The sequence below is a fragment of the Marinagarivorans cellulosilyticus genome, from assembly GCF_021655555.1.
Taxonomy (GTDB): domain Bacteria; phylum Pseudomonadota; class Gammaproteobacteria; order Pseudomonadales; family Cellvibrionaceae; genus Marinagarivorans; species Marinagarivorans cellulosilyticus.
The window spans coordinates 1,831,286-1,849,527 of sequence record NZ_AP023086.1 but is presented as its reverse complement, the minus strand read 5'-3'; the positions used below and the strand labels follow the sequence as shown (position 1 = coordinate 1,849,527).

13 protein-coding genes and 1 rRNA gene are annotated in these 18,242 nt (G+C 48.3%); 8 read left to right on the top strand and 6 right to left on the bottom strand.

Annotation, left to right across the window (positions count from 1 at the left end):
• Positions 1 to 34 precede the first annotated feature (34 nt).
• Positions 35 to 1,675, bottom strand: a complete 1,641-nt coding sequence (gene xrtE / locus MARGE09_RS07340; protein ID WP_236986687.1) for an exosortase E/protease, VPEID-CTERM system — start codon at positions 1,673 to 1,675, stop codon at positions 35 to 37.
• Positions 1,676 to 1,820: 145 nt separating this feature from the next.
• On the bottom strand, positions 1,821 to 2,261 hold the full coding sequence (locus MARGE09_RS07335) for a hypothetical protein (RefSeq protein ID WP_236986686.1): 441 nt from the start codon (positions 2,259 to 2,261) through the stop codon (positions 1,821 to 1,823).
• 259 nt (positions 2,262 to 2,520) lie between these two features.
• On the opposite strand from MARGE09_RS07335, the gene hslV reads away from it, so the two are divergent.
• The 7 genes from hslV (at position 2,521) to MARGE09_RS07300 (ending at position 9,987) form a co-directional block, all read left to right on the top strand.
• Complete coding sequence (gene hslV, locus MARGE09_RS07330; RefSeq protein ID WP_236986685.1) at positions 2,521 to 3,045, top strand: ATP-dependent protease subunit HslV; 525 nt, start codon at positions 2,521 to 2,523, stop codon at positions 3,043 to 3,045.
• An 11-nt stretch (positions 3,046 to 3,056) separates the two neighbouring features.
• Complete coding sequence (gene hslU, locus MARGE09_RS07325) at positions 3,057 to 4,385, top strand: ATP-dependent protease ATPase subunit HslU (RefSeq protein ID WP_236986684.1); 1,329 nt, start codon at positions 3,057 to 3,059, stop codon at positions 4,383 to 4,385.
• Positions 4,386 to 4,538: 153 nt separating this feature from the next.
• Positions 4,539 to 5,867: a GGDEF domain-containing protein gene (locus tag MARGE09_RS07320; protein ID WP_236986683.1), complete on the top strand. Its 1,329-nt coding sequence runs from the start codon at positions 4,539 to 4,541 to the stop codon at positions 5,865 to 5,867.
• Between the two features lie 192 nt (positions 5,868 to 6,059).
• Positions 6,060 to 6,602, top strand: a complete 543-nt coding sequence (locus MARGE09_RS07315; RefSeq protein ID WP_236986682.1) for a DUF4124 domain-containing protein — start codon at positions 6,060 to 6,062, stop codon at positions 6,600 to 6,602.
• A gap of 217 nt (positions 6,603 to 6,819) precedes the next feature.
• Positions 6,820 to 7,908 carry a nitrogen regulation protein NR(II) gene (glnL, locus tag MARGE09_RS07310; RefSeq protein ID WP_236986681.1) on the top strand — a complete coding sequence of 363 codons (1,089 nt, stop codon included), beginning with the start codon at positions 6,820 to 6,822 and terminating at the stop codon, positions 7,906 to 7,908.
• Positions 7,895 to 9,331 (top strand): nitrogen regulation protein NR(I), encoded by a 1,437-nt coding sequence (gene glnG / locus MARGE09_RS07305; protein ID WP_236986680.1) that lies wholly within the window; start codon positions 7,895 to 7,897, stop codon positions 9,329 to 9,331. The genes glnL and glnG overlap by 14 nt, the downstream gene beginning before the upstream one ends.
• Before the next feature lie 311 nt (positions 9,332 to 9,642).
• The gene (locus MARGE09_RS07300) at positions 9,643 to 9,987 is read left to right on the top strand and encodes a hypothetical protein (protein WP_236986679.1); all 345 of its coding nucleotides are present in this window, start codon (positions 9,643 to 9,645) and stop codon (positions 9,985 to 9,987) included.
• A 153-nt stretch (positions 9,988 to 10,140) separates the two neighbouring features.
• Here MARGE09_RS07300 and MARGE09_RS07295 read toward each other — a convergent pair whose 3' ends face one another.
• From MARGE09_RS07295 to MARGE09_RS07285, 3 genes are all read right to left on the bottom strand, one after another.
• Positions 10,141 to 11,445, bottom strand: a complete 1,305-nt coding sequence (locus MARGE09_RS07295; RefSeq protein ID WP_236986678.1) for a sensor histidine kinase — start codon at positions 11,443 to 11,445, stop codon at positions 10,141 to 10,143.
• A gap of 125 nt (positions 11,446 to 11,570) precedes the next feature.
• Complete coding sequence (locus MARGE09_RS07290) at positions 11,571 to 12,080, bottom strand: hypothetical protein (protein ID WP_236986677.1); 510 nt, start codon at positions 12,078 to 12,080, stop codon at positions 11,571 to 11,573.
• Between the two features lie 47 nt (positions 12,081 to 12,127).
• On the bottom strand, positions 12,128 to 13,552 hold the full coding sequence (locus MARGE09_RS07285; protein ID WP_236986676.1) for a capsule assembly Wzi family protein: 1,425 nt from the start codon (positions 13,550 to 13,552) through the stop codon (positions 12,128 to 12,130).
• Positions 13,553 to 13,660: 108 nt separating this feature from the next.
• On the opposite strand from MARGE09_RS07285, the gene MARGE09_RS07280 reads away from it, so the two are divergent.
• The gene (locus MARGE09_RS07280) at positions 13,661 to 14,950 is read left to right on the top strand and encodes a 3-deoxy-D-manno-octulosonic acid transferase (RefSeq protein ID WP_236986675.1); all 1,290 of its coding nucleotides are present in this window, start codon (positions 13,661 to 13,663) and stop codon (positions 14,948 to 14,950) included.
• 309 nt (positions 14,951 to 15,259) lie between these two features.
• Here the strand turns inward: MARGE09_RS07280 and MARGE09_RS07275 are convergent.
• Positions 15,260 to 18,136, bottom strand: a 23S ribosomal RNA gene (locus MARGE09_RS07275).
• Between the last annotated feature and the right edge of the window lie 106 nt (positions 18,137 to 18,242).

The window sequence follows — 18,242 nt, the reverse complement described above, 5'->3', positions numbered from 1 at the left end:
ATTTCAAAATACCCTCAAAGCGATTGATTGCCTGCTACAAAAGCCCCCAACGACCTGCAGCTACCGCAAAAATAAATAACGCCGCGTTTGTCACGCTATGCGCTACGATCGAAGGCCAAATAGAATCGCTACGCCAACGCACCAGACCATAAAACAACCCAGCCACTGTGCCTGCTAACCACGCCCCGTGTAATGCGCCAAAAGCCAAGCTGGATATAGCCATGCCCGTTAATACAAATGGTATAGGCCCAGTTACGTAGCTTTCTGAACGGCTAAATTTACACAATAAATAGCCGCGAAAAGCAAGTTCCTCAGCAATAGGCACTGTAACGACAGAACCCACAAAGCGGCAAGCAAGCCACGCCAGAGCCAAAGCCGGCGATAAGCCATCCAACCCATCTTGAACTCGTTTGTCACCGACAGAAGTATCACCGAGCATCACACCCCACAACACGGCAACAACTAAACCCGCCAATACGGGCAACCACGATAGCGTTAATTTGGGTAAGGCTAATGCGCGCCACACCCAGCACAGCGCCACCAATACTGCGCATAGCCTAATTGGGTACAAATAATCGAAACCGGCCGACAATGATGAGGTGACTAACGTCGCCGCCAACAAAACAACAACAGGGATTAAGGTCGCTACGGCCTGCTCGCTATTGGTATTGTTTGGCGGGATAGCCGCCTGCGATGCCGGTACTGGCACATCACTTTGATTAAAGAATGTGATTTTTCCCGCCAGCCAAAGCAAGCCTACAGACGTAGCAATAAACGATAACCAACCCGCCTGTGAATGAAAGCCGCCAACGGCCACGTCGGGGGAGACATAAGCGCCTAACAAAACCAATAGGGAAATGCGCAAACTGTTAAGCAACCAAATACACAACGCGCCCAGCGGGAACAATAGAAGCGCCTGAGGAAAGCGAAACTCTTGGCGATGCACCCACAAATAGACCGAGGTAAACGCCAAGACCAGCCCAATACCTTCATAGCCCGAGCAAGCATTAGCAACATGCACAAAGAAGTCACCCGCCCCCATAATTTTGTCGGCAGGGTCGATATAAATATCAGCAGCGCCCAGCAACTGAAGCCAAAAAGCCGCGAGCGAAAACGTGGCATCGGCCATAGGCCCCCATAAGTTAGCGCTCAGCGTCGCCAACCACCACACAACAGCAGCAATTAACAGCGCCGCTACCAGCATTACGCCTTCACGCCAAACAAAACGCTTTACCTCTTGCGCACTTACAAGCATTAGCAGCCACGAAACGAATGTCGCGCATGCGGCCAACAACCAAGCGATAAGCGGCACCAACCCTAAGCTTTGCGCTTGCGCTGTTGTGCCGCCAAAAATAAGCCAAGAAAGGTAAAATAAAAAGCCATAACAAACCGCGTGTACACCACCAATGGTCATACAGCGCCGCCAACAAAACTGCGCACTAGCGCGCTGAAAATACGCCTGCCAGCGGCTCTGCAATAGCAAGCCCGCAATCACCGCACTCAACACTAACCACTTAGCAACTTGACCTAAGTAACCAAAAGCTGCCAAAAGGCCTTGTGCACGGCCGTTCATAACCAATTGATAAGCATCTACCGTTTGGCTAATCAGTAAAATTTCTGCCAATAAAACAGCAGCAAACAACAGAGCAAGCCCGTGTTCGCGATCAAAGCTCATGGTAGCCATCACATCTCGATATTTAATTAAACAGGCGAATAACGAAGCATTACCTTACTCCGCCATCCTTAACGCAAAAAAGCCTCTGAGTTCCCCCAGAGGCCTTTCAATAATAATGTAGTAGCCTACGGCTACCATAGCGAAATTACTTTTGTTTTGACTTTCTGCGCTCGCGACGAATAGCGGCTATACCACCTAACAAACCTAACGCCAATGCAGCGCCAGCCGCATCAATCTCTGGTACAGAGTGAGCATGCTTTTTCTTAGCGTGTTTTTTCTCTTTTTGGGCTTGCTTAGCAACGCGCTTGGCTTCACGTTTGGCCTGCTCTTTAGCGGCTTTCTTCGCTTCAGCTTTTGCTTTTTTAGCTAACTCTTCTTCACGCTTAGCTTTCTTCTTAGCCAGCGCTTTTGCCTTCTTTTCGGCCTTTACATTCTTTTTAGCAGCGGCCTGTTTGGCTGCTTTTTTAGCGGCTTCCTCGTGTTTTGGCGCAGCACTATTTTTGCCACTACCATCGCCAGCCACAACATTGGCACTTAACATAACGAGTGGCAAAGCGGCTATTAACGCCAACAAAACTCTTTTCATAACAACTCCGTACGTTCCTGTTCTATTCACAAAAGTTTACAGCCGAAATTAGCTCGGCGTATTCACCGTTCAAAGCATAGATCATGCCCAAAAACACAAAAATCTTAAATAACAATAACTTACGCATACCCCCTGATAGCACTAGCCACAACGCACACAACACGTCTTAGGCAGTGTAAAACAAGCTGACACTTCAATTGAACTCCAACTATTCACCCCCATAGTATATTTTTGCACACTCCAATATTAAGGATTACCAATGACAACAATCGTGTCTGTTCGCCGAGGCAACAGTGTGGTGATAGGCGGTGACGGCCAGGTGTCGCTTGGCAACACGGTCATGAAAGGCAACGCGCGCAAAGTACGCCACCTGTACAAAAACCAAGTCATCGCTGGTTTTGCTGGCGGCACTGCTGACGCATTCACCCTTTTCGAACGGTTTGAAGGCAAGCTAGAGGCGCATAACGGTCAGCTTGTGCGCGCCGCTGTTGAGCTTGCCAAAGAGTGGCGCACCGACCGCGCACTGCGCAAGCTAGAAGCCCTTTTAGCCGTGGCAAATCACGAAGCTTCGCTGATTATCACCGGCAATGGCGATGTGATTCAGCCAGAAAACGATCTTATCGCAATAGGCAGTGGCGGCTCTTTTGCGCAAGCCTCTGCGCGAGCATTACTCGAAAACACCGAGCTGAGTGCACGTGAGATTGTTGCCAAAAGCCTAACGATTGCTGGCGACATCTGCGTTTACACCAACCAAAATCAAACTATTGAAGAACTGGAATTTTAGGGACTCGAATTATGCCCACCACAACTCACTCGATGACGCCTCGCGAAATCGTTCACGAGCTTGATAAACATATTGTTGGTCAGCAAAATGCTAAACGCGCAGTCGCCATTGCTTTGCGTAATCGCTGGCGCCGAATGCAAGTTAGTGAAGACTTACGCCCCGAGATCACCCCCAAGAATATCTTAATGATAGGGCCTACCGGCGTTGGCAAAACTGAAATTGCACGCCGTTTAGCTAAACTTGCTAACGCGCCTTTTATTAAAGTTGAGGCAACGAAGTTCACCGAAGTTGGCTATGTTGGCCGCGATGTTGAATCGATTATTCGCGATCTTATCGAAAGCGCAATCAAAATGCTGCGCGAACAAGAAACGCTAAAAGTCGAACAGCGTGCGAAAGATGCCGCCGAAGAGCGCATTTTAGATGCCTTGTTACCGCCGGCCCGCGGCGATGATGAAAACAAAACAGAAAGCTCGACTCGGCAGGTGTTCCGCAAAAAGCTGCGCCAAGGCGAGCTAGACGATAAAGAGATCGAGATTGACCTAGCCGCAACACCCGTTGGCGTTGAAATTATGGCGCCGCCGGGCATGGAAGACATGACAAGCCAACTGCAAAACATGTTTTCATCCATGAACAAAGATAAAACCAAAAAGCAAAAGCTAACAGTGAAGCAAGCTTTTAAGCAGCTCACCGATGAAGAAGCCGCCAAGCTTGTTAACCAAGATGATTTAAAAGCCCGCGCCATCGAAGCTGCCGAGCAGAACGGCATTGTATTTATCGACGAAATTGACAAAGTCGCCAAACGCGAAGGCAATAGTGGCGCCGATGTTTCGCGCGAAGGGGTTCAGCGCGACTTACTACCATTGATTGAGGGCTGCACGGTAAGTACTAAGCACGGCATGATTAAAACGGACCACATGCTATTTATTACATCCGGTGCATTTCACCTTAGCAAACCCTCAGATCTTATCCCTGAGCTACAAGGGCGCTTGCCCATTCGCGTAGAGCTAGAAGCCTTAACACCCGATGACTTCCAGCGCATACTCACAGAGCCTAATGCCTCACTCACAGAACAACATATCGCATTACTGAATGCAGAAGGCGTATCGCTGAGCTTTACCCCCGACGGTATTCGTCGCATTGCCGAGACCGCCTATCAAGTCAATGAAACAACGGAAAATATCGGAGCGCGCCGCTTACACACTGTGCTGGAGCGCTTGCTCGAGAAAGCGTCTTTTGATGCAGGGGAAGAACATAAAGGCATTACAGTTGATGCGGCCTTTGTTGACGGGGAACTCAGCGAACTAGCAAAAGATGAAGACCTGAGCCGGTTTATTCTATAAGTCGTTAACCGCCTCGTTATAACGCCAATACCTACAGCCTCCTTTAGTGCAAACCACTACTTGAGGCTGCCCTTCTAGCACGCTATTCAAGCGCTCTGGCTACCAGCCATCTACACTTAAAGCTGTTCTCACTACATTAGAATAATCCGCCAGATGATCACACATAAACATCTTGCCTATATTCGCCTAGCTATTGGCTTTGCCAGCCTTATATTGATAGCTGTGAGCATATGGGCGCCCGAGCGAAGAATACCGCTGGCATCAGATGAGCGATCGGCACCAGGCACTTACGACGACCGAGATAAAGTGGGCGGCAACAGTAGCGTGCACTGGCTAACAGACCAACCAAAAGGCTTTTTGTGTGAGATACGCGACGGCGCGCCGTTTAAAGCCTGCGGTATTACTTTAACTTTCACCACCAAACCTTTTAGATACTCACGCGATGACCCCAGCGCATTCAACAAACAAATAGAGGCACTGAGATATGAGGACTTTCGCCACATTAAAGGGTTTGAAGTAGACATATCCTACAAGGGAGATTCAAATAGCTTACGGCTGTACATGCGCAATGCCAAAGAACGCAATATTAAAGGTGTTAATCAAGAGCCCGAAAAATTCATGTCAGTTTCCATTCAGCGAAATGAAACTAATAAGCCTATTTTTATTAACCTGCACGAATTCCATGTTCCAAACTGGTGGATGGAAGCCCACGCGAAAAGCAGGCTCGAAGCACAGCCTGAATTCAACAACGTCTTTCAATTCGGTATTGATGTGCCTTACAACATTCCAAACGGCACCCACATCCTCACCGTGAACAAAATTACTATTGTAAAAAGCTGGCTCCCCACGGCGACTATATACATCGCGATTACAGCCATGTGGATCAGCGTATTTTTATTGGAAGCGTTGTTTAGAGTACACAAGCTGTACCGCGATAACCGGCGCTACCATCAATCGCTCAAGATTTTAGAATCCAGGTATCACGAGCTGCAAAATGATGCCAACCAAGATGCACTGACAAAGGTGTATAACCGCCGTGGCTTAGATCACGTAATAGAGATTATTTTTAATACTCAAAAAGGCCAAAACTTGTGCATTGCCGTTTTGGATATTGACCACTTCAAGCAAGTCAACGACACCTTTGGTCATGGCCCAGGCGACGCAATTCTAAAACAAGTTGCACAGCGCATTACCCAAAACCTTAGTGACGATATTATTGTTGGCCGCTGGGGCGGCGAAGAATTTTTGTTGCTCAGCCCCAACAGCAGCTTAGAGCAGCTCACATTTCTGGCACACAAGATACGAAGCTTAATCGCAGAAACACCTTTCGATATCCCCGAAAAAACCATCAATATTACAATCAGCATTGGCTGCACAGCAGTGCGCAATAACGAAACTTTCTCACAAGCGTTTGGCCGCGCCGACCAAGCGTTATACTCAGCCAAAGAGCGCGGTCGAAATACCGTTTGCACCACCCGCTAAACAATACCCGCCAAACAATTCAGCCGCGATACAGCCTTAACAAACTAATCTACCTTGGCATTCAATTAGATGCTCTGCGTAGCACAAACACGCCCCTTACAAAGAAACTCTAATTACACCCAGTAGCACCGCTGACAGAAGTCGGTCATAATCGGTTGAAGGATTCTCAATTTCAATAAAGAGGCACGTCTCATGCATCCATTTCTCACACCAACACGTCTGGCAGGGTTACTCGCAGTCGTTGGCATTGCTGTCACTTCCTATGTTATTGCAGATAACGTCTACAAATCTGTAGACGAAAACGGCAAGGTAACCTACTCCGATGCGCCAACAGGCAAGAAGGTAGATCCCGTTGACCTTCCCCAAATAAACACAGCACCAGCTGTTAAAGCGAAAGCTTACACACCACCAGCCCCCAAACAGCAAGCGACACAATATCGCGTAGGTATAGTATCGCCGGCTAATGGCTCGGAGATTTTGGCAGGACAAAGGGACCTTAGCGTTATGGCTGAAGTCCAGCCCGCACTCGGTAATGGCTATAGCGCACAGCTTTATATGAATAACAGCCCTTACGGTGGCGCACAACCGAGCACTAGCTTTGTTATTACCGAAATTATCCGCGGCGAGCATCAATTAAGCGTAGCGATCTTGAACCCGTCAGGTAAAGTTGTTGCGCGCTCAGGCGCCATTACAGTCTACGTTAGAAGGGCTGCACTTAGAAAATCCCCCCGCTAAAACGCACCAAAAAGTAACATATCAGCTTCAAGTTGGTGCCGACCTCTGCGATAATGCATCGCAGAGGCGCACACAGGTCTTGCCTGCCAAACCAACCTTTCCCTCTAGCGCAACAAAAAGAGCAGCGTTTAGCATTATCGCTCAGCCCCTGAGCAATCAGCGGGCAGTTTGTTAAATTCAACAAACTGGTTTGATCCTTGCTAGCTTGCTAGCATCAATGAGATCGTATTCCATGGTTGAGCAAATTCATTACAAACATATTTTAGATCGACTCGTCACAGCTGTGATCCTCGTCGACACGCACCTTAAACTGTCCTATTTAAATAGTGCCGCAGAGGTATTACTGTGCGTGAGCGGTGATCAAGTGCTTGGCCGCAAGATCAGCGATTGCTTTGAAGAGCTAGATGGCGATCAAAACCAGCTTGCCAGCGCTATCGCCAACAACAACCCGTATACCAAACGCCACGCAAAATGGCGGCTGCACAACAACAACGAAATCACCGTCGATTACTCTGTTGATCCAAGCGCCGATGGCAATAGTTTGGTCATAGAGGTACAGCCCCTGGACCGTCTGATCCGCATTAGTAAAGACGAAGCGATGCTCTCTGCACAAGAAACTTCTCGCAACTTAATTCGCAGCATGGCTCACGAAATTAAGAACCCTCTTGGGGGTATTCGCGGGGCAGCGCAACTATTGGGGCGAGAGTTTGGCGAGTCCGACTTATCGGAATATACGCGCATTATTATCGACGAGACTGACCGCTTACGAGACTTAGTCGACCGCATGCTAGGACCTCGCATTCCAGCCGAGCGCAAACCCGTTAATGTCCACGATGTCCTTGAACACGTCGCTTCAGTGATTGATGTAGAAGCCGGCCACACCGTTCACATTCAACGCGATTATGATCCAAGCATCCCAAACCTTATTGGCGATAGAGGGCAGCTAATACAGTCGTTGCTCAATATTAGCCGCAATGCGCTTCAAGCCTTGATGGAGAGCAATACGCCATCGCCTCAAATAAAGTTAACTACACGTATTCAACGCCGCTTTACCATTGGCCGCCATCACCACCCGCTGGTTGCCAGAGTCGAAATATGTGATAACGGCCCAGGCATACCGCCAGCGCTTATTAGCAACATATTTTTCCCGATGATTACAGGACGAGCAGAAGGTACAGGGCTCGGGCTTGCCATCACACAAAACTTAATTAGTCAGCACGGGGGCTTGGTTGAATGCCAAAGCGAACCGGGCAAGACGGAATTCACGCTATACCTACCCTTGGATGAACACTATGCAGAAGCCTAACTACGTTTGGATTATTGACGACGACAAATCGATCCGTTGGGTGCTGGAGAAGGCTCTACAGCAAGCAGGTATTACCACGGAAAGTTTCGAAAGCGCAGACCGCGCACTTAGCCGCCTAAAAATAGAACAACCCGATGCGATTATCAGCGATGTGCGTATGCCCGGCACTGACGGCCTTACGCTGTTATCGTTATTGCAGAAGGATTTCCCGAACCTTCCGGTGGTTATTATTACCGCGCACTCCGACCTCGACAGTGCGGTTGCAGCTTACCAAGGCGGCGCGTTTGAGTATCTACCCAAGCCCTTTGATATTGACGAAGCCGTTGCGGTAACTCAACGCGCGCTCGCTCATACGCAAGAGCAACAGCAAGCAACACCCACGCAAAATCCGCCAGAAGTAACCAAAGACATCATTGGCGAAGCGCCCGCCATGCAAGAAGTATTTAGGGCCATTGGGCGATTATCACAGTCGAACATTACCGTATTGATCAATGGCGAATCGGGTACCGGTAAAGAGCTCGTTGCTCACGCGCTACATACCCACAGCCCACGCAAAGAAGGACAGTTTATTGCGTTAAACATGGCCGCTATCCCGCGCGATTTAATAGAATCGGAACTATTTGGTCACGAAAAAGGTGCTTTTACGGGCGCTGGCGGTTTACGACAAGGCCGCTTCCAGCAAGCAGATGGCGGCACTTTGTTCTTGGATGAGATCGGTGATATGCCAGCCGAAACTCAAACTCGGCTTTTACGGGTACTGGCAGACGGCGAATTTTATCGTGTTGGCGGCCATACCCCCATCAAGGTTGACGTGCGTATTATTGCCGCGACCCACCAAGATTTAGAACAGTTAGTAGAAGAAAACCGCTTCCGTGAAGACTTGTTTCACCGCCTTAACGTTATTCGGATCCATCTGCCCAAACTGGCAGAGCGACGAGAAGATATTCCTCGTCTGGCACAACACTTTTTAAATTCTGCCGCCAAAGAGCTAGGCGTAGAACCCAAGTTGCTAACCAAAGAAGCCGAGCAGTACCTTGCCAACCTGCGCTGGCCGGGCAACGTAAGGCAGCTTGAGAACACCTGTCGCTGGATTACGGTAATGGCTTCTGGGCGCGAGGTGCACGTGCAAGACCTGCCGCCAGAATTGATGGAGCGTAAAGATGCCCAAGCTCCCGCCGGCGACTGGGATAAAGCTTTGCGCCAATGGGCCGATCAATGCCTCGCACGCGGCGAGCACGATATTCTTAGTGAGGCCGTCCCAACCTTCGAGCGAGCGTTAATAGAAACAGCACTTAAACACACCGCAGGCCGCAAACGTGACGCGGCAAACCTGCTCGGTTGGGGCCGCAATACGCTAACGCGCAAACTAAAAGAATTGGGAATGTCTGAGCCTGATAACGAAGACAGTGAAGCTTCTGCCTAAGTAACACGCCTAGAGCGCGCTTTTTGCGTGATCTAGGCAACTTAAAAGTTCTCACCGCCCACTTATTGCTCTACCCGTTAGTAAGCGACGCAGTAGTCCCTTGACGTTTCAACAAGGACGCGCCGGCCATTTTCATAATACGAGCGATAGCACGTCTGTGCTCTTAGGTTCCGGTAGCTGCGCGTATCTCTGCCGTCATAGTAATAATCGTTATGTCCATTACTCACATCGGACAACACTGCTCCCAAAATCACGCCGCCTAATAAAAATGCAGCCTCATGACTGCCGTGGTGCCTAACGTGGCGCTTAGCATGATGGTTGTGATACCGGCTGTGGTGATAGCGCTTAGCGTGGTGCTTATGGTGATGCTTTCGATGCTTGTCGTGATGCCTTGGGGGAGAGTAGAAATGATGGTCATGTCTTTTATGCGCATCATGTCGACGGTTTTGCTCATGGTGGCGGTGCTTAGCATGGTGTCGGTGTTTGTCGCGCTGCTCGGCGTGTCTTCGGTTATCTCTGTGCCCTTCGCGTTCATGCTGTCGCGCTCGATCTTCTCGATGATTATCGCGTCGCTGCTCTCGGTGCTGATTATTGTCGCGATGTCGGTCTTTATGACCATGATCGCCAGCCCAGCTCACACTACCGACACTGACTAAAGCCGCTGTAATAAGAGCCCGCAAGCTATAACTTTTTATCGTTGTAGTGAATGGTATATCAAATACTTTCATGGCAATCTCCCGTCTAAGTTGCACGGGTATAGATTAAGCCGCTATGGATGAATCAAAGATTAATCACTGAATATCGGCTCACTAAAGTGTGATAGCTATTCGATTGCCAATAATACTTGAACTAGTAGACGGCTCAGACGAGACAGTTCCACCATGACGAGCAACAATCAAAGCGGCGATTTTTAATGCAAAAGCCGACGAGGGGATATCTTTATCGTTTGACAAAACATACTCGTAATGTGTTTCAAACAATGAATCATGAGCATCACGAGCCATTGTCTTCGCGCAATCGGTAAATTCAATACAGTAACGACCATTTCGTTTCTTCAGATGTATAGCGATAAGCCCGGGCGGCGATTGACGAATACAAAACAGCAGCACACTACTCAGAGCCAGTGTTAGGCGTGCCACATCCACATCGATATCTTGCTCGCTGTAGCCGTCTTCTAATGTGTAGAGCAGTTGTATTTGGTAGCGACTGGCTAAAGCCTCATTTGAGACAACGACAGATTGAACTAAATCACTAAGGCGCGCTTTGTGTAAATCAAGAGGTGTCGCCTGGATCGCATCGAGTAGCAATAATTCGCTTACCAAGTAATGAAGACTCTTACCGTTGCGATTAACAGCTTCTAAGCCTTTTGTTAGGGTTTCGTCTTGTGAGTACTTCTTGAGCAGTCGTTCAGAAAACCCAATAATACTGTTCAACGGTGTTCGAAACTCGTGGCTTAAATTACGAAGGAACTGATCTTTCTCTTGGACAGTTTTGAGCGCCACCTGCTCGGCAAGCTCACGCTGAACCACCTCAGCTTGAACCATCTCAATCTTTTGATGCACTTGGTCTTCAAAGCCAGTTAGTGTTCGCCGATAGGCTAACACTAACGCAGCCATCGCGATCACCTGAGAGAAACTATGCAAAGTTGCCAACCAATACTGTTGCTTAACAGGTGTTAAGTTAGGCAGCTCTACACCGAGCAGTTCTAGACCAAAAATACTTAAAACTGAGAGCGCCGCTATCGCAGACCAGCTGACGCACAAACGATACGAACCAATAAGCCCAGCGATGCAAATAATAAAAGAAAACCACAACAGCGTGACATGCCCCATACCGCCACCATTAGTGCAAACCGCATTAATAACAGCGAACCAGCAAGAACCTAAAACAACCCACGGTGTAAAAGGACGGTAACGATCAGGGTGACACAGGTAGATACTGGCGAGAAAGCCTATTTGAGCCAAGCTAAGAATACCCACCCGCAGCCAAACCTGCCCAGCTAGAGCCAGCATTAAAAAAGGGACGTTAATTATCGCCACCACAATCGAAATCATTCTGGCCGTCGCTGCAGCACGTGTAAAACTCGCTTGTGATATTTCGCGATCTACAGGCATAAACTTTCAAACTTAGCGATATAAGTCGCTATTTAGAGAACGGGAACTACACTTGTTATTGAATTCTAGATCCTAAAGCCCAGCTTTTCCTGCTTTTGAGCATTTACGCGCCCACTATTGCCAACCTATTGGCCAAAGCGGTAATTCAGCTGCAGCCCCAATGCCGGGCCATCAATAATTTGGTCACCACCAGGGCCACCATCGTGCGCCAAGTCTTGGAAGTATTTATACTCAAGCCCTAGGGCATAGCGTTGCTTATCACCAAAGTGGATGCGCGCGTTAGCACCTAAATAATAACCTGCAGCATGTTTAATCCAGTCGTACTGAGCCGCTCCCATAAAAAGCTCTGTTGCTAACCTTGGATTCCACTGAAATAAGTAATTTACTGGCCGCAAACCAACGATTCTTCCACTTCCAATGTCATGGTCGCGACCAAGCGGCGTCATCACCTCAAGTACCGCGCCCCAAGCCGACGCCTCATTTACCTTGCGATATGCCGATATAGATGCGCCAACATACGCTGCATCATCGACATCATCAGGCGCTGCTTTCCTGAAAATATCGAGCTGGCGCTCGCCGGTACTCAGAGATACCTCATAAAAAGACTCAGCCCAACCTTTACTTGTAGACAACATACACATCAAGCTAACGACTACAGAAGCCAACCAGGCTCTCAAATTTATTATCGCCATTGAACAGAAACTCTTAATTGAACAAATGAATTTTTTTGGCTGTCCTCACCAAAATACGCGCCAAGCCCTAGCGAGCTTTGTTTCAACACCGGCATAAAGTAGTCAATATCAATATTCCACGCTTGCGAATAAATATCGCTATCATGATTTACCCCGCGAAGTTTAAAGTCCAACGTGTGATTCCACGGCATCCACAACTGAGCAGCCACAAAATGACTACTGCCAGGCACAGCCGTGCCTACATTATGCTGCTCTTGCATTGCCCAGTGTCCCAACACAAACCCCTCATTAGAATAACCGTCTTGGTAAACATTGTTCACATACCAGCCGTTATCCCAATCGGCATATTCATAAGCAAATGAGACATTATCAGAGAAAAAACGAGGAAAGAATAAGCCCGCCGTTAACGCAGGGTTGCCCAACTGATACTCTTTATTGTTAGAGGTATCTTCACCCGCTAACTCCACACTGAAAGCAAACGGTACAGTTCCATCAAAAATCATTTTGCTGGATAATGCAGCCACCTGGTTACCCGATTCCTCATCAACAGAAGCATCATTATCAGCGCCGCGAGGATCATAAAATGCTCTCGCTAATGTGCTTCCATCCAGCTCTCTTTCGCCGCCACCAAACTGAAACATCCGTGTAGCACCTAACGTCCACCAAGACACCGGTTGAAAACTAATATGCGTACTCGCTAACAAGGGGGCTTTTGTATCACTGTAAGCTCCGTTATAAGCTGTGAGCTGATTCGACAGTTGCGCAACAAAAAACTCATAGTTAAACCCCACACCAAAAAAAGTTAACGGCAAATTATTACTGAGCGAAACTGACGGCAGTGTTTGGGCCTGTGTACTGAGCAGTTGCGAAGAGCCTATAAAAGGAGACAGCCAGTATTCCTTGTAGCCTAAATCCAGTTGCGCCCAGCTGGCTCCGACAGACAACAAGCTACCTGTAGGTTGTAAATTCTCATCCGATAGATGCCCGCCCACATTAAGCAGTAACCAGTCACTAATACCAGTATGCGCCCGCAACGTTATAGCGACACTTTCTTCAAGCGTTGTGCCTCTCTCGTTAACCCTAGCGACCTCAGCGGTATTATTATCAGCACGGTAACGTGCTTGAATACTGGCATGGGTTACGTTACTGCGCTGTTTATACGCATCAATATAACGTGCAAGGCGCGCATGCAACGCAGGCTGAGTCACAGCAATTTTATCTAAGCCATGTTCAATCAACGAAACACTATAAGGCTTTGTTAAATCAGTTAGGCTTGCATAAACCATTAAGCGTTCAATATCACGCTCTATTACTGGATCGACATTGACAGGAATATAATTCGAGACCCCAGCCGATAAAGCTTTAGGCGCAAGAGACAACAGTAATAAATGAATAGCAACGTGATAGTATTTCATAGTCAAGCAGAATAAACCCATAACGAGGGCTACTGGTTAGCCCAACAAGATACAGCGCCCACTATAACAAGGGCGCCAGTGATACCGAAAATTTTTAAGGGGCAATTTGTGCAGCGTCTAGTTTTAGCGCTTTACCAACTCGCAGGCATAGTACTGCTTCCGCTGATTATTATGGCGCTACTTGTTCGATCTCGAAAACAGCCAGAATATAGAGCTCGCCTGCTTGAGCGCCTTGGCTTTTGCTCAAAAGCTAAACACAAAGGCGGCATTATCATCCATGGCGCGAGCCTAGGCGAAATCACTAGTCTCAAGCCTTTTATCACCGGCGTAGTTAAAACATTTCCAAACGCACCCATTACCATTACAAGCTTTACACCTGCAGGCTCAAAACAGGTTAAACATTTATTTGGTAATAAGGTAAACCACAGCTACCTGCCTTTCGATGTCGCTATTTGCAATTGGATATTTTTAAAGCGCCTACAGCCTAGCGCTATTGTATTTATGGAAACGGAGCTATGGCCTAGCCTCGCATTTCAGGCAAAAAAATCCTGCGCAAAGCTAATGCTCATTAACGCGCGCCTTTCCGACAAATCCACCATGCAATACCAAAAAATATCACGATTAATTGAGCTTACTCTTAATCAATTCGACGCAATACAAGCGCAAAGCCCCAATAACGCAGAACGCTTTATATCACTAGGTGCGGATTCCGAAAAGGTATCAAGCGCAGGCAACCTAAAGTTCGATATTGCAATGCCCGTAGAGTTAAACCACAAAACTAATCAGTTAAAAGCGATTGTGAGCAATCGGCCTGTTTGGACCATTGGCAGCTCGCACACCGATGAGGAAGACTTACTACTCGGCGTTTTTTTAGAGCTAAAAAAACAAATCCCAGCTTTACTCCTAGTTTTAGCGCCTAGACACCCTGAACGCTATATCCCCCTAGAGCAAAAACTAAAAGGGTTTAATTTAAGTTACTGCAGAAGAAGCGATAAGGCCCCGTTATCAGAGAGTGTCGATGTTTGGTTAATTGATACCATCGGAGAGTTGTTACTATTTTATGCCGTTGCCAATGTTTGCACTGTAGCGGGAAGTTTTGATGATACAGGAGGGCATAACACACTAGAGCCCGCGCTATTCGGCAAGGCTATTACCGTCGGCCCACATACTCAGGGCACACCGGAATTAAATAGCGCGCTGTTGGAGGCCAATGCTCTATTACAGCATCAATCGCTAAACACAGAGGAAATAAGTTGTGACTTGCTAACTCTATTTAACTCAATACAAAAACAAGAAGAGTTTGGTCATAATGCTAGCTGTTTTTTGGCGAATAACCGTGGCGCTACGCAGCATGCAATAACAACATTAGATAAGCTACTCTCTGAAAATACAAAATAGCCGCTTAAAAGCCAATGCCCGCAAGACGGCAAAGAATACTCGCTGCACACTGCCTTTGGTACGCTAAAACCCTTATAGCTCTCCTGTCATGAAGCCAATCCCTTTAGCCTTACTTGCTCGCCTAGATTCAGCTCAGCATTAAAAATGCTTCCACATCCCTAGAGGCCAGATCAAACACAGCCATACTTAAAGGCGAGCGCTTTGATGTAACAAAGCTAAATCCACCCGACCTGTTGCAATGATAAATAAAGCGCATAAAAAAACCCCTTAATCGTAAGATTAAGGGGTTTTTCGGAATAAAACCTGACAATGGTCAAGCCTCACGGGCAATTAGTACTGGTTAGCTCAACGCCTTACAACGCTTCCACACCCAGCCTATCAACGTCGTAGTCTTCAACGGCCCTTCAGGGGGTTAAACCCCAGGGAAATCTAATCTTGAAGGAGGCTTCCCGCTTAGATGCTTTCAGCGGTTATCCCGTCCGAACGTAGCTACCGGGCAATGCGTCTGGCGACACAACCCGAACACCAGGGGTTCGTCCACTCCGGTCCTCTCGTACTAGGAGCAGCTCTTCTCAAATTTCCAACGCCCACGGCAGATAGGGACCGAACTGTCTCACGACGTTCTAAACCCAGCTCGCGTACCACTTTAAATGGCGAACAGCCATACCCTTGGGACCGGCTTCAGCCCCAGGATGTGATGAGCCGACATCGAGGTGCCAAACTCCCCCGTCGATATGAACTCTTGGGAGGAATCAGCCTGTTATCCCCGGAGTACCTTTTATCCGTTGAGCGATGGCCCTTCCATACAGAACCACCGGATCACTATGACCTACTTTCGTACCTGCTCGACATGTACGTCTCGCAGTCAAGCTGGCTTGTGCCATTACACTAACCTCATGATGTCCGACCATGATTAGCCAACCTTCGTGCTCCTCCGTTACTCTTTGGGAGGAGACCGCCCCAGTCAAACTACCCACCATGCACTGTCCCCAACCCCGATAAGGGGCCTAGGTTAGAACCTCAAACATACCAGGCTGGTATTTCAAGTGTGGCTCCACCGCAACTAGCGTCACGGTTTCAAAGCCTCCCAGCTATCCTACACAAGTAGGCTCAAAGTTCAGTGCAAAGCTATAGTAAAGGTTCACGGGGTCTTTCCGTCTAGCCGCGGGTATACGGCATCTTAACCGCAATTTCAATTTCACTGAGTCTTGGGTGGAGACAGCGTGGCCATCGTTACGCCATTCGTGCAGGTCGGAACTTACCCGACAAGGAATTTCGCTACCTTAGGACCGTTATAGTTACGGCCGCCGTTTACCGGGGCTTCGATCAAGAGCTTCGCACAAGTGCTAACCCCATCAATTAACCTTCCGGCACCGGGCAGGCGTCACACCGTATACGTCCACTTACGTGTTTGCACAGTGCTATGTTTTTAATAAACAGTCGCAGCCACCTGGTCACTTCGACCAGCCTCAGCTTAGGGAGCAAGTCCCATCACCAAAGCCGGCGTACCTTCTCCCGAAGTTACGGTACCATTTTGCCTAGTTCCTTCACCCAAGTTCTCTCAAGCGCCTTGGTATTCTCTACCTGATCACCTGTGTCGGTTTGGAGTACGGTCTTTATTGCCTGAAGCTTAGAAGATTTTCTTGGAAGCAGGGCATCAATCACTTCGGTTTGCAAAGCAAACCTTCGTCATCAGCTCTCAGCCTTAGGGGACCGGATTTGCCTAATCCCCCAGCCTACAACCTTAAACGTGGACAACCAACGCCACGCTGACCTAGCCTTCTCCGTCTCTCCATCGCAGCAATAAATGGTACGGGAATATTAGCCCGTTTTCCATCGACTACGCATTTCTGCCTCGCCTTAGGGGCCGACTAACCCTGTCCCGATTAACGTTGGACAGGAAACCTTGATCTTCCGGCGTGGGAGTTTTTCACTCCCATTATCGTTACTCATGTCAGCATTCGCACTTCTGATACGTCCACCGAGCCTCTCAGCTCGACTTCAACCGCTTACAGAACGCTCCCCTACCATGCACTAAGTGCATCCGCAGCTTCGGTTACCAGTTTTAGCCCCGATAAATCTTCCGCGCAGGCCGACTCGACTAGTGAGCTATTACGCTTTCTTTAAAGGATGGCTGCTTCTAAGCCAACCTCCTAGCTGTCTAAGCCTTCCCACATCGTTTCCCACTTAACTGGTATTTGGGACCTTAGCTGGCGGTCTGGGTTGTTGCCCTCTTGACAACGGACGTTAGCACCCGCTGTCTGTCTGCCGTAATTGTACTCCTCGGTATTCGGAGTTTGCATGGGGTTGGTAAGTCGGGATGACCCCCTAGCCCAAACAGTGCTCTACCCCCGAGGGTAAGATACGACGCGCTACCTAAATAGCTTTCGGGGAGAACCAGCTATCTCCCGGCTTGATTAGCCTTTCACTCCGATCCACAAGTCATCCCCTCATTTTTCAACATAAGTGGGTTCGGTCCTCCAGTTGATGTTACTCAACCTTCAACCTGCCCATGGATAGATCGCCGGGTTTCGGGTCTAATGCATGCGACTCGACGCCCTATTAAGACTCGATTTCTCTACGGCTCCCCTAATCGGTTAACCTAGCCACATACATTAAGTCGCTGACCCATTATACAAAAGGTACGCAGTCACTCCGAAGAGCTCCTACTGCTTGTACGCACACGGTTTCAGGTTCTATTTCACTCCCCTCACAGGGGTTCTTTTCGCCTTTCCCTCACGGTACTGGTTCACTATCGGTCAGTTAGGAGTATTTAGCCTTGGAGGATGGTCCCCCCATCTTCAGTCAAGATAACACGTGTCCCGACCTACTTAATATGTCAACGCTGTAGCTTCGTGTACGGGGCTATCACCCTGTATCGCTTAACTTTCCAGATAATTCCACTACTACAACATTGATCGGCTGTTCCCCTTTCGCTCGCCGCTACTCAGGGAATCTCGTTTGATTTCTTTTCCTCCGGGTACTTAGATGTTTCAGTTCCCCGGGTTCGCCTCTTGCACCTATGTATTCAGTCCAAGATACCTGATAAATCAGGTGGGTCTCCCCATTCAGAAATGCTAGGATCAAAGTTTGCTTGCCAACTCCCCTAGCCTTATCGCAGGCTCCTACGTCTTTCATCGCCTCTAACTGCCTAGGCATCCGCCGTGTGCGCTTAGTCACTTGACCATATAACACAATTGACTGTGTTAACTGGATAACTCAAGAAACTGTTTCGACTTTAATCTTTAGATCACAGGTTATTCACAGCTTTGCCTAAGCAAATCCACAAATA

Excerpts from the sequence above, each read along its gene's own strand:
- MARGE09_RS07320 (WP_236986683.1), top strand. The coding sequence starts at position 4,539 with ATGATCACACATAAACATCTTGCCTATATTCGCCTAGCTATTGGCTTT.
- MARGE09_RS07315 (WP_236986682.1), top strand. The coding sequence starts at position 6,060 with ATGCATCCATTTCTCACACCAACACGTCTGGCAGGGTTACTCGCAGTC.
- MARGE09_RS07290 (WP_236986677.1), bottom strand. The coding sequence starts at position 12,080 with ATGTTGTCTACAAGTAAAGGTTGGGCTGAGTCTTTTTATGAGGTATCT.
- glnG (WP_236986680.1), top strand. The coding sequence starts at position 7,895 with ATGCAGAAGCCTAACTACGTTTGGATTATTGACGACGACAAATCGATC.
- MARGE09_RS07300 (WP_236986679.1), top strand. The coding sequence starts at position 9,643 with ATGATGGTTGTGATACCGGCTGTGGTGATAGCGCTTAGCGTGGTGCTT.
- MARGE09_RS07335 (WP_236986686.1), bottom strand. The coding sequence starts at position 2,261 with ATGAAAAGAGTTTTGTTGGCGTTAATAGCCGCTTTGCCACTCGTTATG.
- MARGE09_RS07295 (WP_236986678.1), bottom strand. The coding sequence starts at position 11,445 with ATGCCTGTAGATCGCGAAATATCACAAGCGAGTTTTACACGTGCTGCA.
- glnL (WP_236986681.1), top strand. The coding sequence starts at position 6,820 with ATGAGATCGTATTCCATGGTTGAGCAAATTCATTACAAACATATTTTA.
- MARGE09_RS07285 (WP_236986676.1), bottom strand. The coding sequence starts at position 13,552 with ATGAAATACTATCACGTTGCTATTCATTTATTACTGTTGTCTCTTGCG.
- xrtE (WP_236986687.1), bottom strand. The coding sequence starts at position 1,675 with ATGAGCTTTGATCGCGAACACGGGCTTGCTCTGTTGTTTGCTGCTGTT.
- hslV (WP_236986685.1), top strand. The coding sequence starts at position 2,521 with ATGACAACAATCGTGTCTGTTCGCCGAGGCAACAGTGTGGTGATAGGC.
- hslU (WP_236986684.1), top strand. The coding sequence starts at position 3,057 with ATGCCCACCACAACTCACTCGATGACGCCTCGCGAAATCGTTCACGAG.